The sequence below is a fragment of the Prosthecobacter fusiformis genome, assembly GCF_004364345.1.
GTDB classification, from domain to species: Bacteria; Verrucomicrobiota; Verrucomicrobiia; order Verrucomicrobiales; family Verrucomicrobiaceae; genus Prosthecobacter; species Prosthecobacter fusiformis.
Map to the genome: position 1 here is coordinate 308514 of NZ_SOCA01000003.1, position 13043 is coordinate 321556.

A 13043-nucleotide genomic window follows, 5' to 3' on the forward strand; every position below is an offset into this window, starting at 1 on the left:
ATTGGTTTGGCTGCGCTTTGTGGGAGTCCTCATCCCGCGCCGCTGAACATTATGGAGTCATTCATCTGTTTGTTAGGCGCCGCCATCATCATGTTTGCACCACGGTCGTAACTTTTTTGTCCTATGGAAGATCATTCACATTCACATTCGGGGAACAGCTCATGCGAGCATGGCCACGATGACACACCTCTGCCACGCACCGCCCTGGTCACAGCCTCGGGGGCCTTGCTGGCTTTGGGCATGCTTTTACAGTGGCTCCAAGCCGGACCCTCCATGCTGCCGGTCATCGCCTTTGCCTGCGCCACTTTGGCCGGCGGACTGCTCGTCTTCCCTGCGGCCTGGGGCGCATTAAAGAAAGGCCGCCTGGACATGAACGTCCTCATGACCGTCGCAGTCACCGGTGCCTGGCTGGTGGGGGAGGGGGCGGAAGGGGCCGCCGTCGTCTTTCTTTTCGCTCTCTCGGAACTGCTGGAATCCTGGAGCGTCGGTCGTGCCCGGCGCGCCATTGCTTCACTCCTCACCCTCACTCCAGAAACCGCCCTTGCCCGCCAGCCCGATGGTTCCTTTCATGAAACGCCCGTGGCCGATGTATACGTGGACATGGAGATCCAGGTCAGCAGTGGTGAAAGCGTGCCTCTGGATGGCGAAGTCATTTCAGGCAGCTCATCGGTAAACCAGGCACCCATCACGGGCGAGTCAGTGCCCGTGGATAAAAAGCCGGGAGATGTTGTCTATGCAGGCACCATCAATGGCGAGGGCTCTTTGAAAGTCCGCGTCACCAAAGCCGCAGGGGACACCACACTGGCCCGCATTATTCGCCTCGTCGCAGAGGCGGAAAGCCAGAAGGCACCCACCCAGCGCTTTGTGGATCGCTTTGCCCGCATCTATACCCCGGCGGTTTTCGTGGTTGCATTGTTGGTTGGGCTACTGCCGCCATTGCTCCTGCATAGAGACTGGTCCGAATGGATTTATCGTGCATTGGTTTTCCTCGTCATTGCTTGTCCCTGTGCCCTTGTTATTTCCACCCCTGTATCCATTGTCTCCGGGCTCACCGCCCTCGCCAGACGTGGCGTCCTCATCAAAGGCGGAGCTTATCTCGAGGTGCTTGGAAAGCTGTGCGCGCTCGCCGTGGACAAAACAGGCACCATCACCCGTGGCCAGCCTCAGGTCACGGACATCATCACCTTGGGCGGCATGAGTGAGGAGGAGATTCTCCACCGTGCCGCCGCCATTGATTCACACTCCGCTCATCCCTTAGCCAGGGCAGTCGTCCAGGCTGCCCAGGCGCGGAACATTACCTGGCAGCAGGCGGGTGAATATCAGTCCGTCACCGGTCGCGGTGCCACTGCCATGATGGACGGGCACCCGCATTTCATCGGCAACCATCAGATGGCGCATGAAATGGGCGTCTGCAGCCCCGAGATCGAGAGCCGCCTTGCGGAGATTGAAGAACGCGGGGAATCCCTCGCCATCCTGGGGCATTCACCTCATGCAGGCTGCACCGGTGCTGTCCTCGGCATCATCAGCATTGGGGATACCATGCGCCCTGAGGTGCCTGAGGCACTGCGGCGTCTCCATGCCGCAGGTTTGAAAAAAGTCGTCATGCTCAGTGGTGACAATCAGCGTACTGCCGATGCCATCGCCCGCCTCGCCGGCATTGATGAAACCCATGGGGATCTCATGCCGGAGCAGAAGATCCAGCACATCCGCCGCCTCATGGAGGAGCATGGTTACGTCGGCATGATTGGCGATGGCGTCAATGATGCCCCCGCGCTCGCCCTTGCCAGTGTGGGCATCGCCATGGGTGCCGTCGGCAGCGATACCGCCATTGAGACCGCAGACATGGCCCTGATGAAGGATGATCTCACCCAGGTGGCGGATGCCATCATTCTCGGCCGCCGGACCTTGCGCATCATCCAGTTCAATGTCGCCTTCGCCCTCGCAATAAAAGCGCTTTTCCTCATCCTTGCCTTCACCGGCCATACCAGCCTATGGCTCGCCATCCTCGCAGATACCGGAGCCACCCTCCTCGTCATCCTCAATTCCCTCCGCCTCCTCGGCCCAGAAATTAAATTCAAATAAAACAAGACCATGAAACCCGTCCGGTGGGCCAGTAGGAGCTCATCGCCCAATACAAGGCGCAGAGCGTCCCGGAGGCCGGTCTAGCGATATACTTCAGAATTAACGTACGTCATATTTGACGTATGTTTAGGGAAGGTGGCCATAGGACAGCATTTGCTGCCATCACTCCAGCCCCAATGGATTTGGAGGCCTTAAATTCACGAAACGCGATCCATGCATATTAAAGAACCCGTTAAATAACTTTAACGCTCGAAATGAATTTATAAATTTCCTTAAATTCATTTCAGGCTTCAAATGAATTTAAGGACTCCCGTTCACCCACCCGGTACCGCAGTCGCGAAGCGTCCCGGAGTGCGGCGCAGCGAGGCAAGAAGCAAGTCATTGCCTCGGCAGCGCCGCTGTTGTCGAAAACTCCACCCCCCCACCTGTATCCTGTCGAATTCACTCCTTCTGCATCTGTCGGGATTTTTCCAGTGAGGCAGTTTGCACCATGCCTGCACGGAATCATTTCAGTCCCCACTCCGGGACAGTTTTTTCGGATGTTACCCCCCAGTTGGCTCACCGTCGCTTGCGCCCCACGGCCAGATACCGGATACTGCCTCTCACCCGTCAGCCATCCGTGTCCTCGCCCTTGTCTGCTCCTTTCCAAAAGCAGACCGTCATGCCTCGGCTTCGGCAAAAGCGCAGCATTCTGCCAGGTGCTCAGATCAGCTTGCACGCAGACTGCACCCATGGGGAAAGACCTCGGCACATCCCCAAAGACTCTCCCCATGGGGACAATGCGGGCACTCATGGGGAAAGGAATCCCCATTGCAAATCATTGATTATCAACAAAATGAACCGCATTTTCCCCAAATGGGGAAAAATTGAAAATCATCCCCATTCCCCATTTCCCCCACCTTGCGGCCTGTTTTCCCCATCGGGTATAACCAGCTTTTCTGAATCCCTAACACCTCTGAATTCACACGATTACTCGACGAGAGCCTGATTTTGGCTAGTTTGTCTGCCCGCTACGCCCTGGCGTGACGGTTTTCAGTCCCACCCTCCTGCGAAATATCCCCGAAATGCTTCCTGAGCACTCCCCCTTTTCACCTGACCTCCGCCGGGCCTTGGATGGCCTCCTCGCGAGTTTCACACCTGCCCAGCGCTTCTGGCTCGCCGGTTATTTGTCCGCAGGGGATGCCGCTCCAGCCGTCGCCGTTCCGACCGCTGCCGCCTTAAAGCTCACCATCCTTTACGGGTCCGAGTCCGGGAACTCTGAGAAGCTCGCCGATCTCTCCGCCAAAGAGGCTAAAAAACGCGGTTTCATCCCCACGGTCAAAAACATGGCCGACATCAAGCCGGCTGATCTTACCAAGATCGAAAACCTCCTGGTCATCATCAGCACCTGGGGTGATGGCGAACCACCGGAAACCGCCACCTCTTTCTACAAGGCCTTCATGTCCGAAACGCTCAGCCTGCCCAAGCTGCGTTTCTCCGTCTGCTCTCTCGGAGACACCTCCTATGAGAAGTTTTGCCAGATGGGCAAAGACTTCGATGCTCGCCTGGAAGCCTTCGGTGCCCAGCGCATCTACGCTCGTGTGGACTGCGACCTGCAGTATGAAAAGCCCCATCGCGCTTGGCTGGACGGCGCTCTGGCTGCCTTCGGTCCTGCTCCCGCTCCCGCTGCGGCACCTGCACTTACCAGCTTTGCCATCCCTGTCGCCACGGAGCATGACAAGGCCAATCCCTTCGCGGCCGAGCTCAAGGAGCGCGTCCTGCTGAATGGCAAAGGTACCGCCAAGGAAACTTGGCACTACGAACTCTCCCTGGAAGGCTCCGGCCTCACCTATGAGCCTGGGGATTCGCTCGGCGTCATTCCGGTCAATGCTCCAGATGTGGTCGAAGGCCTCATGAAAGCTGCCAAGCTGACCGGTTCCGAAACCGTGCAGGTGCCCGATGTCGGTGCCAAGGCGCTCAACTACGCCTTGCAGGAAAACCTGGACATCACCGCCCTGTCCCGCCCTGTCCTGACCAAGCTGCACGAAGTCACCAAATCCAAAAAGCTGGCTACCCTCCTCGGAGAAGCTTCCAAAGAAAAGCTCAAGGATTATCTCCACGGCCGCTGGATCGTCGATGCCATCGAAGACTTTGCCCCCAAAGGCCTGTCCCCGGAGGCCCTCGTTTCCATCCTGCGCCCTTTGCCACCCCGTCTTTATTCCATTGCTTCCAGCCCTCTGGCACATCCGGATGAAGTCCACCTCACCATCGCCTCCGTGCGGTATGAATCCGTGGGCCGTCAGCGCAAAGGCGTCACTTCCACCTACCTTGCAGACCTCGTGAAGCTTGGGGACAAAGTGCCGGTTTATACCAATCAGAACAAAAACTTCCGCCTGCCAGATTCCGGGGATACCCCCATCATCATGGTCGGCCCAGGCACCGGCGTGGCTCCTTTCCGCGCCTTTGTCGAGCATCGCGCCGCTCTGGAGCAAAAGGGTAAATCCTGGCTCTTCTTTGGCGACCAGCGCTACACCTATGACTTCCTGTATCAGACCGAATGGCAGGACCATCTCGCCAGCAAATCGCTGACGAAACTGGACGTCGCCTTCTCCCGTGACCAGCCTGAGAAAATCTACGTGCAGCAGCGCATGATCGAGCGCGCCAAGGAGCTTTATGCCTGGCTGGAAGAAGGTGCCCACTTCTACGTCTGCGGCGATGCCACCCGCATGGCCCATGACGTGAATGAAGCCCTGATCTCAGTGGTCGAAAAACAGGGCGGCAAATCCCGCGAAGCCGCCGAGTCCTATCTTGAGGACCTTAAAAAAGCCCGCCGCTACCAGCGTGACGTATATTAATCTGAAGGAGCTCAAACCCACCCCCTTTACCCCCATGAGCGAAAAGCAACTCTCTGCCAATGAAGGCATCAAGACCCGGTCGAACTACCTGCGCGGCACCATTGCCGAAGGTCTCGCCGATCTTTCCACCGGCTCCCTTTGCGAAGATGACCAGCAGTTGATCAAATTCCACGGCAGCTACCAGCAGGACGACCGCGACCTGCGTCCGGACCGCCGCAAGCACCGCCTGGAGAAGGCCTTCTCCTTCATGCTGCGCATCCGCGTTCCAGGTGGCGTCGCCACTTCGGAGCAATGGCTGCAGACGGACCACTTGGCGGATACTTATGCCAATGGCACCATCAAGCTGACCACCCGCCAGGCCTTCCAGCTTCACGGCATCATCAAGACCAACCTCAAGCGCACGATCAAGGAGATCAATGACGCCGCCATGGACACCATCGCCGCCTGCGGTGACGTGAACCGCAACGTCATGTGCAATCCGAATCCTTATCTGTCCAGCGTGCACGCCGACGTGCTCCAGGCAGCCAAGGATATCTCCGCCCACCTCACCCCTGCCACCCGTGCTTATCACGAAATCTGGCTGGATGGTGAAAAGGTGCAGAGCACGGAAGAGGAGGTCGAGCCCATCTACGGCAAGACCTACCTGCCGCGTAAGTTCAAGATCACCATCGCCGTGCCACCGAGCAACGATGTGGATATCTTTGCCAACTGCCTTTCCTTCATCGCCATTGTCGAAGACGGCAAACTGGTCGGTTATAACGTCGCCGTTGGCGGCGGCATGGGCTCCACCCATGGCAATGAAGCCACCTATCCCCGCATCGCCGATGTCATCGGCTTCTGCACCAAGGAACAGGTCGTGGATGTCGCTGAAAAAGTCGTCCTTGTTCAGCGTGATTTCGGTGACCGCACCGACCGCAAGCATTCCCGCTTCAAGTACACGGTGGATGACCACGGCCCCGCCTGGATCCTCGCCAAGCTGAACGAATACCTCGGCTACGAGCTCGGCCCAGTGCGCGAATACAAGTTCGATGACAACGGTGACCGCTTCGGCTGGGTCGAAGACGAAACCGGCGATTCCCACTATACCCTCTTCGTCGAAGGCGGCCGCGTTCTTGATGTCGAAGGATACCCCATGCGCACCGGCCTTCGTGAGATCGCCAAAATCCATGATGGTGACTTCCGCCTGACTGCGAACCAGAACCTCATGATCGCCAAGGTCTCCCCGGCCAAGCGCTCACAGATCGAAGCGCTTCTGGAAAAATACGGCATGGCCAAAAGCCACGAGCAGAGCGCCCTGCGCCTGTCCACCATCGCCTGCGTCGCCCTGCCGACCTGTGCGCTGGCGCTGGCAGAGGCGGAACGCTTCTTGCCAACCATCGTCACCCAGCTTGAAGAGAAATTGGAAGAGGTCGGTCTGCGTCATGACTCCATCACCATGCGCATGACCGGCTGCCCCAATGGCTGCGGACGCCCGTTCATTTCCGAAATTGGCTTCGTCGGTTTTGGCCCGGATCGTTACAATGTCTATCTCGGCGGTGGTCACGCCGGCCAGCGCCTGAGCAAGCTCTTCCGCAAGGACGTTCCCTCCAAGGACATCAAGCCGCTCCTGGATCCTATTCTCGAGCACTATGCCAAGGAGCGTCTCGATGGTGAGCACTTCGGTGACTTCGTCATCCGCTCCGGTTACGTCGCCGCGACCATCCAGGGCCCCGACTTCCATAAGAACATCAAGCCCGAAGCCGTGGCGCTGCAAAGCTAACCAGAGGCCCATTAAATAGCGGGGTTTCGCATTCGCGGAGCCCCGCTTTTTATTTTACAGGGATCATGCAAAAGGTGTGATTCTGCCATGGCTTGCGCAGGCCTTTTAGGCTATCCTATGTGCTAACGTGCTGTCGCCGCGAGTCCATGTCTGACCTTTCTGCCCATGATTTCCCCTCCGTGACGGAGCTTGGCCGCTGGCTGCCCCAGTATGAGGTGCAGGAGCAACTCCAGGTATACCAGGACGGGGCACTTTACTTGGGCCGACAGTCGGCACTGGGCCGGCAGGTGGTCATTGAGGTCATCCCCCCGCCAGAGGAACATCTGGCCAATGCTCTCCTGGACCGTCTTCGTCGGCGTGCCCGCCTGGTCCATCCGTCCATCACGGCGGTATATGATTTCGGACGTACTCCGCAAGGGCAGTTTTACTTGGTAGGGGAACATGTGGATGGCGACTTGCTTGATACTTTGATCTCTGAACGGCTACTCAAGCCCAAGGTCGCTTTTCCTCTGGCTCTTCAGGTCTGTGAGGCATTGCAAATCGTCCATGACCTGCCTATGCCACATGGCACGCTCAGCACGCAGACCATTCTGGTCAGCCCGGAAGGCCAGGCCAAGCTTACCGGCATCGGCATGGTTCAAAAGAGCACAGGAGAGCTGTCCTGGCTGGCCCCTTTTCGCGGGAGCCTCACCGGGGATATTCGCGCCTTGGGGTATACGCTTCATTGGATGTTCGCCAAATGCGCCCCGGATGCTGATGGCCGACTTTCGCGCGATCTTCCCCCAGCCTTTGCCACTGTCATCCGTCGCTGCCTGGAACCGGGGTCCGGCCGTCAGTTCACCCGTGCTGAAGACGTCGCCGAAGCTTTGAAGGATGCCCTCCGGGGTGAGCAGGAAAAAGGCGAGCCGACCACACGCACGAAGATGGTCGTTGCTCCAGGCAGCCGTCAGCCGGCAGGACCTGCACCCTCCTCCATGCCCCAGGCCGCCCCTCCGCCGAAGCTGGCCCCCGGCCAGTTAAAACCCGTGGTGAGGCACTACCAGCCGACCTTTTTCCAACGGGTGGATGCCTTTGTCTGGAAGGCCTTCAGCACCGGCCTGCACATGCTGGTTTCTCTCGTCAGTATCGGGGCCCTGATCTTGCTGTTCCTCTTCAAGGACAAGATCGTCTTTGAAGAGGATACCTCCTTGCCCATGGCCAGCGTCGAAGAGATTGAGATGGAGGATAAACCTATACCGGCCGCTGTCCTCGGGGCATTGCCACCGGTGGAAGCCCTTCCTACTGCGCCTGCAACGGTAAAGCCCATTACCCTGCCAGTATCCCCGCCCGCACCCCCCATGGATCCCATGGAAGACTTGCGCTCCCAGTATGTGACCGCCGTTCAAACAGCAGCTAATCAGGCCCTCGAAAAAGTCCGCCTGGATGATCTTCCGCACCTTCAGCGGGAGCTTCAGCTTCTCCAAAACGGTGGCGATGTCCCCTCCGTAGATGAACCCAATCTACCCGCCTCATTAAAGGTCCTCCGTCAGCGTTATCGTGAAGTACAAGCAGACAGAAAATCTAAATAACTCAGGCTGGGGCAAGGATTTATGGATTGACTATGCGGTGTTTATTGGTGAAAATGTCTAGGTAAATCAAGCTTATGAAAAGACGCCTGCTTTCCTTGGTCCTCTTGATAATGAGCACCTTTCCCTCTGGAATCTTAGCGGAGATGCGCACCTGGACCAATCTCAGCGGCCAGACTTTGCAGGCTGAAATGCTAGGTGTGGACATTGCGTCAAAGTTGCTTCGACTCCGTCGTGCAGACGGACAGGAGTTCTCTATCCCGATCGGTACTCTCAATGCGGCTGATGTGGCCTATGCCGCCGAACGTTGGAAAGTCATGCAGGCTGCGGGTCCGAATATGTCTTTAGTTCCTGCACTCCAGAACCTGCCTCCCCGTTATGCCAGCCGTTGCTCTGACCAGGCACGGCTCGCTCGCTTGAAGGCCCATGGGGGCAATGAGCAGGTGGAGGAAGCGGTGAAGCGCTCCCTGGCCTGGCTGAAAACCCAGCAGAACCCGGATGGCTCCTGGGGAGCACTTCGATTAACAATGACTGGCCATACGGCCTTCGTGTTGCAGTGCTTCACCGGACACTGTGAAACACCAGACTCACCCAACTATGGAGATACCGTGATGAAGGCGGCCCTTTATCTCATCCAGAAAGGGCAGTCGGATACCCACGGCATCCTGGCCTCGGATAGCAAGTCGAATGTAGGAGCTTATGAGCATGCCCTGGCCACCACGGCGCTGGGGGAGCTTTATGTGCTGACAAACAAGGGCACAACTGTCATCCCCGGCTTGAAGGAAACGTTTCAAAAGGCAGTGCAAATCACTCTGGCTCGGCAGGGGGCGGAGGGTTCATGGGATTATTTCACCAAGCAGTTGGCGGATGGTGAACCCGTCTCCCAACGTGGAGACCTATCGCTCACCCATTGGTTGCATCAGTCTCTGCTAGTCGCTCGGGAGTCGGCTCTGCCAGTCCCTGGTTTGGATAAAGGTATCAAAAAGGTGGTGGAATATCTGGAGTCCGTCCAGACGAAGGAAGGAGGATTCGGCAATCAAAACAAGGATGCTCATTACAATCAGTGGCATCTTTCAGGCGGAGCCATTTTGGGCGTGCAGACCTTAGGCACCAACAGCAGCGCAGAGGCATCCAAAGGCATCCGTTTTCTGCGGGATTTCCTCGAAAAAGAACCCTTGGACTGGGATACTCGCTGCAACCTGTATAGCTGGGCAGGATATACCCCCGCTTTCTTTCATGCCGGGGGAGATCACTGGAATTTCTATCAGGCGCAGTGGCTGCCAGAGATGCTCTCCGCCCAACTTCCAGATGGAAGCTTCAAACTGGGCAAGGCCGATTGGCCTGCCAGCGCGGCCATCGCGGATGTCTATCGACAGGCACTTTCCACCCTGCAGCTCCAGGTCTTTTACCGCTATTCGAATGTGCCTTGAGTTCCCGTTTAGGCGCTATGGCGGCATCCTATTGGATGCGTTCCAAGCCTTATGGCTGGGCGGGACGAAGGATACCTTGCTGCTGCTTGGCCTCGGCTTCGATCCTGGCTTCGCTGGCATAGGGGTTAGGCGGCATGAGGGTGGCGGGAATGGGGGCGCGTCGGTAGTTGGTCGCATCGCCGGGACCGTAGTTTGTAGCGAGGTAGCGGATGATCTTCTTTTCCACATCTGCCTCGAGTTTCCAAAGTCCTCCATGCTTCTGCATCCATTCCAGCACGGAGGTCCAGTTTGCCTCCGTGGCCCGTTGGCGGAGAAAGGTCTGCGAGGAATGGCAGATGATGCAGTGATTGCGCACGAGTTCCCAATCTCCCGCCATCTTCATACCGGTGACCGGGTCCAGGGGGATAGTGTCTTCTGCCTGGACCAAAGGCAGGCAGAGAAGGGAACCGACTATGATCGAGAGGGCGGTATTCATGGCTTAAACGGCCTGAATGGCGATGCGATGGCAGGTGTTATTCAGGTAACCCTCTGGATTCCAGCCGGGCAGTACCATGGGCTGGCTGCGGCCCTGGCTATCCAGGGCGCGAGCCCAGATTTCATAGTAGCCCTTTTTGGGCAGGTTGAGCGTGGTGGACCAGTGCTGCCAGGCATAGCGGTTGGCGGCGGGACGCAACTCTGTTTTATGCCAGGTGATGCCGAAATCCATGGAGACATGAACCTCACGGATGTCGCCCTCGCCCGTCCAGGCATGCCCACGCACATTCAGGATCTCTCCCACCGGATGGGTGATGCCGGATTTGGGAAAGGTGATGAGAGACTTGACCGGCATGGCGGCAATGACATCCATGTCTTCCTCTGGCACCTTGGTCCCCGGAGCCACAGGATACCTTGGCATGCGGTAGGAGTGACCGGTCATCTTCTCTCCGTCATGCTCACGATCACGGATAACGATGCGCTTGAGCCATTTGCCACAGGTGGATCCTGCCCAGCCGCCAAAGATCAGCCGCAGCGGATGACCGTTCTGAAAAGGGATGTCCTCACCATTCATGGCGAAGGCGATCATGGATTCATCCTCCAGGGCCTTTTGAATAGGAGCACCACGGGAGATGGGTTGTCTGGCAGGATCCCCGGACAGATGGAAATCGGCCCCGTAATAACCGACATACACGGCATCGGGTTTGATGCCGGCGTGTTTCAGCACATCCCGCAGGCGGACTCCGGTCCAGGTCGGGCAGCCGACACCGCCTGTGGTCCATTGGGTGCCGGTGGCGGGCGGATTGAATTCGCTGCGGCCGTTGCCGGCGCATTCCAGCACTATTTGCAGGGTGTGGTGCTCGAATTTTTCCTTCAGTTCCTGGAGCGTCAGCGTGATGGGTTTTTCACAGCTTTCCCCGGAAATTTCGAGGGTCCATTTGATTGGTTCTGTTTGCTCCAGGGATGGGGGCAGGCCGTTGTTGCGGATGAAGAGATGCTTGGCCGGGGTGATTTCGTCATCCAGCAAATGAGCCGGGGTCTCGGCGACAAGTGGCCTGTCAGTGAAAAGGGTCAGGCCTTCTTTTCCTGGAATGGTGAGGGGGGCAGCGGTCTGGGCCAGCGCTACGGGAACCAAGCCGGATGGCATCTTGTCTCCAAAGACAATCTCAGCACCCAGGGCGGCGGTCATGGTGGCCAGGCTGACCCGGCTCAGGAACCCACGGCGGTTCAGGGAAGTATCCTTTTCCCCACAAACCTGTTCGTTGTCCTGGGCAGCGGCGCTCTGGACTCCAGACGGTTGCCGAGGGGACTTGGGAGAGGAATTTATCATCAGGAGTACAACGCCTATGAGAGCCGTTTTTTCAATGGTAAGATGACAGCAGCCGAGATTTGAACAGCGATGAACAGGCCGAATTTTTCCTCTGTCACTTGTCCGCACATGATGCACTGTTTTGTCATGCGTATCGTTCTGGCCTCCAGCATTTTTTTGGCCGCAGGCTTCAGCCTTCAGGCTGCCACCCCTGCGGGGAGTCCTGCACCAGGATCCAACATTCCTGCTGATCAGCCCGTGAAGCCGACTGTGGAAAAGAGTCCGCTGCCTGCTCCGAAGCCGCCGCCACAGGATGCCTATCGCCAGATGGAATTGCTCACCCGGGCGATGGAAACTATCCGCCAGAGCTATGTGGATGAATCCAAAGTCACGTATGAGGAACTCGTCGAAGGGGCGCTCGAGGGTATGCTGCGCCGACTGGACCCACACTGCGAATACATGGGCACCAGTCTGTTCGAAGACATGCAGCGGGAGCAGAGCGATACCTCGGAAGGAGTCGGCATCACCGTTTCCCTGATTGAAGGTGTGCTGACCATCATCACCGTGCGTGAAGATGGCCCTGCCTCCAGGGCGGGGGTATTGGCGGGCGACCAGATGGTGCGTATAGGCGAGGTGCTGACGGATAGCGTCGGCGTGGCTGAGGCTATCCAACTTCTGCAAGGGAAAGCCGGGGATACCATGAAGCTCACAGTGCGCCGCCCCGGTACTCGTCAGTTTCTGGAATTCAGCTTGGTGCGAGAGACCCTAACGGAAACATCCGTGCATGATTCTATGCTGCTGGTGCCGAAGCTGGCAGGGGATTATAAAGTTGGTTATGCCCGCATCTCCCAGTATACCCATTCCACGACCAAGGATCTGAGCGATTCGCTGGATGAGCTGGAGAAGGCAGGCATGCAGGCCTTTGTCCTGGACCTGCGGAACAACCCCGGCGGCCTGCTGGACAGTGCCGTGGCTGTATGCGGCGAATTCCTTCCAGAGGGTACCATTGTGGTCACTACGGAGGGCCGTATAGCCTCGCAGAATCCGCCACCTTATCGCACACCGAATCGTGAGGGTAAAAAGCCGCGCCGTTATCCCATCGCCGTATTGATCAATCACGGCAGCGCCAGTGCGGCGGAGATCACAGCTGGAGCTTTGCAGGATCTGAAACGTGCTATTGTGGTCGGTACGACCAGCTTTGGCAAAGGCTCTGTCCAGAGTATATTGCCGATGAAAAATGGCGCGGCCATGCGCCTCACCACGGCCAAATACTATACCCCCAGCCATCGGACCATCCATGAGCATGGAGTGGAGCCTAACATTGTTTCCGTACTCACCACGGATGAGGAAATGAAGGTGGCCAAATGGCGCAACAGCCACGGCACCGGTGAAGCGGCAGCCATTGAGATCGCCAACTTGGGCGATAAGCAACTTGAACGCGCCGTGGATGCTTTGAAGGGAGTGCTGGTATTCGATACCTTTCAGGCCAAGGCCAAGCCCATCGCTCCGCCTGATGTGCCGCGTGCACTGCCTGCCAAAGATGCTCCTTGATGAATCTGCGACAGCAAGGATAGGCCAAACCTTCGTTCA

The 13043-nt window shown here is 57.7% G+C and carries 8 protein-coding genes; 6 read left to right on the plus strand and 2 right to left on the minus strand.

What is annotated here, in order from left to right:
* Positions 1–123: 123 nt before the first annotated feature.
* From EI77_RS10700 to EI77_RS10720, 5 genes are all read left to right on the plus strand, one after another.
* Positions 124–2082: a heavy metal translocating P-type ATPase gene (locus EI77_RS10700; RefSeq protein ID WP_133795260.1), complete on the plus strand. Its 1959-nt coding sequence runs from the start codon at positions 124–126 to the stop codon at positions 2080–2082.
* A 1064-nt stretch (positions 2083–3146) separates the two neighbouring features.
* Complete coding sequence (locus EI77_RS10705) at positions 3147–4916, plus strand: diflavin oxidoreductase (protein WP_133795261.1); 1770 nt, start codon at positions 3147–3149, stop codon at positions 4914–4916.
* A gap of 34 nt (positions 4917–4950) precedes the next feature.
* Positions 4951–6675, plus strand: coding sequence for an NADPH-dependent assimilatory sulfite reductase hemoprotein subunit (locus tag EI77_RS10710; RefSeq protein WP_133795262.1), 1725 nt, complete (start codon positions 4951–4953; stop codon positions 6673–6675).
* Positions 6676–6821: 146 nt separating this feature from the next.
* Entirely contained in the window at positions 6822–8243 is a 1422-nt protein-coding gene (locus EI77_RS10715) for a protein kinase domain-containing protein (protein WP_133795263.1), read from the plus strand.
* 110 nt (positions 8244–8353) lie between these two features.
* Positions 8354–9670 carry a prenyltransferase/squalene oxidase repeat-containing protein gene (locus EI77_RS10720; RefSeq protein WP_166647180.1) on the plus strand — a complete coding sequence of 439 codons (1317 nt, stop codon included), beginning with the start codon at positions 8354–8356 and terminating at the stop codon, positions 9668–9670.
* Positions 9671–9719: 49 nt separating this feature from the next.
* Here EI77_RS10720 and EI77_RS10725 read toward each other — a convergent pair whose 3' ends face one another.
* Together EI77_RS10725 and EI77_RS10730 are read right to left on the minus strand one after the other, a co-directional pair.
* Complete coding sequence (locus EI77_RS10725; RefSeq protein WP_133795265.1) at positions 9720–10145, minus strand: hypothetical protein; 426 nt, start codon at positions 10143–10145, stop codon at positions 9720–9722.
* Positions 10146–10148: 3 nt separating this feature from the next.
* Positions 10149–11474 carry a sulfite oxidase gene (locus tag EI77_RS10730; protein WP_133795266.1) on the minus strand — a complete coding sequence of 442 codons (1326 nt, stop codon included), beginning with the start codon at positions 11472–11474 and terminating at the stop codon, positions 10149–10151.
* Between the two features lie 126 nt (positions 11475–11600).
* On the opposite strand from EI77_RS10730, the gene EI77_RS10735 reads away from it, so the two are divergent.
* The gene (locus EI77_RS10735; RefSeq protein WP_166647181.1) at positions 11601–13004 is read left to right on the plus strand and encodes a S41 family peptidase; all 1404 of its coding nucleotides are present in this window, start codon (positions 11601–11603) and stop codon (positions 13002–13004) included.
* The last annotated feature ends 39 nt before the right edge of the window (positions 13005–13043 follow it).

What these genes read in the sequence shown, in the direction of transcription:
- EI77_RS10725 (WP_133795265.1), bottom strand. Translation starts at nt 10,145, where the DNA reads ATGAATACCGCCCTCTCGATCATAGTCGGTTCCCTTCTCTGCCTGCCT.
- EI77_RS10700 (WP_133795260.1), top strand. Translation starts at nt 124, where the DNA reads ATGGAAGATCATTCACATTCACATTCGGGGAACAGCTCATGCGAGCAT.
- EI77_RS10705 (WP_133795261.1), top strand. Translation starts at nt 3,147, where the DNA reads ATGCTTCCTGAGCACTCCCCCTTTTCACCTGACCTCCGCCGGGCCTTG.
- EI77_RS10720 (WP_166647180.1), top strand. Translation starts at nt 8,354, where the DNA reads ATGAGCACCTTTCCCTCTGGAATCTTAGCGGAGATGCGCACCTGGACC.
- EI77_RS10715 (WP_133795263.1), top strand. Translation starts at nt 6,822, where the DNA reads ATGTCTGACCTTTCTGCCCATGATTTCCCCTCCGTGACGGAGCTTGGC.
- EI77_RS10735 (WP_166647181.1), top strand. Translation starts at nt 11,601, where the DNA reads ATGCGTATCGTTCTGGCCTCCAGCATTTTTTTGGCCGCAGGCTTCAGC.
- EI77_RS10710 (WP_133795262.1), top strand. Translation starts at nt 4,951, where the DNA reads ATGAGCGAAAAGCAACTCTCTGCCAATGAAGGCATCAAGACCCGGTCG.
- EI77_RS10730 (WP_133795266.1), bottom strand. Translation starts at nt 11,474, where the DNA reads ATGATAAATTCCTCTCCCAAGTCCCCTCGGCAACCGTCTGGAGTCCAG.